The sequence below is a fragment of the Micromonospora sp. NPDC047620 genome (assembly GCF_043205005.1).
GTDB lineage: Bacteria > Actinomycetota > Actinomycetes > Mycobacteriales > Micromonosporaceae > Micromonospora.
Genome location: NZ_JBIDDG010000157.1, coordinates 1 through 1,175, shown reverse-complemented (window position 1 = coordinate 1,175; position 1,175 = coordinate 1). Strand labels below are relative to the sequence as shown.

Annotated in this window: 1 protein-coding gene and 1 pseudogene; one reads left to right on the top strand and one right to left on the bottom strand. The window is 65.6% G+C overall.

Annotated elements, in window-relative coordinates:
• A pseudogene (locus tag ACGF5C_RS34915) lies at positions 1–451 on the bottom strand (hypothetical protein); the annotation flags it as partial.
• A gap of 115 nt (positions 452–566) precedes the next feature.
• On the opposite strand from ACGF5C_RS34915, the gene ACGF5C_RS34910 reads away from it, so the two are divergent.
• The coding region (locus ACGF5C_RS34910; protein ID WP_393308713.1) for a LysR family transcriptional regulator at positions 567–1,175 on the top strand (609 nt) is incomplete at its 3' end.

Here is a 1,175-nt window from a genome sequence, read left to right as displayed (position 1 = left end):
AGTACGCCGCCCAGTAGGCGAGTGCGCTGACCAACTCGTCCAGTCGCGGTTCGGTGGCCCTACTGGACATCGCGGACACGGCGTGCGCCACGCGGATCGGACCGTGACCGCCCACTGCCATGCCGCCGGGCCACAGGCGCGGCAACCATGTCGACAGCAAGTCGCGCCAGCTCATTCGGTCGAGTTCACGCCGGAAGAACAGTTGCCAGTCCGCGAACCGGTGCTTGGCGCCCAGAGCCGTTCGCCAGGTCTCCCCCGAGATCGGCGTCACTGCGGCCGGCGCCGCCGTCAGGCGCTCGGCGTACTCGGTCACCCAGGGGCCGACGGCCTCGGAGAAGCCGAGCTCGACGAGCGCCTGTACTGCCATCGGGCCATGATTGGGGTTGCCGGTGCCGGTCTCGGTGCCGAAGCCGCTCAGCCGTTCGAGCGCGGTGTCAAGGACCTCTGTCATCGGGATTCTCCTGTTCGAGCGTGTTTGCGCTCCCCATGGTGGGACGGTCGCCGTTAAGAAGTCCAATACATGGTTCGCAATAATAGATAAGCAATCTTTATGATTGGAGATCCTTATGTTGCAGCACTTGCGAACATTCATCGTGGTCGCCGAGGAGTGCCACTTCACTCGCGCTGCGGCGCGTCTGCATATCGCGCAGCCCGCGGTAAGTCAGCAGATCCGGGCCCTGGAGCGACAGGTGGGCCAGCAGTTGCTCGAACGCAATGCGCGATCCGTTCGGCTTACTCGGGCCGGTCAGGTGTTTCTACCGCATGCCCGGGCGGCCGTGCATGCGGCGGACAAAGGCTTTGCCGAGGTTGCCTCCAGTACCGGTACGCTGCGGGGCACGTTACGGGTCGGCCTCGTCGAATCGGCGGGACCGACGCACGCGCCCCGGTTGCTCACCGAGTTTCTTGCCCGCCATCCCGGCATCGATCTCCACGTCAGCCAGAACGGCTCCGAACAGATGACTGATCAAGTCCGCACGGCCGAACTGGATGTCGCCTTCATCGCCTTCCCGGACACCCGGTGCCCGGCCGGAGTGACCGCACACTGGCTACAGCCCGCCGAACCCCTCGTGGTCGCGGTCGCCTCCGACCACCCGCTGGCGGGCCGGGGCCGATTACGACTGCTCGACATCACCGACGAACCGCTGATCGCACTGCGTCAGGGAACCGGGAACAGA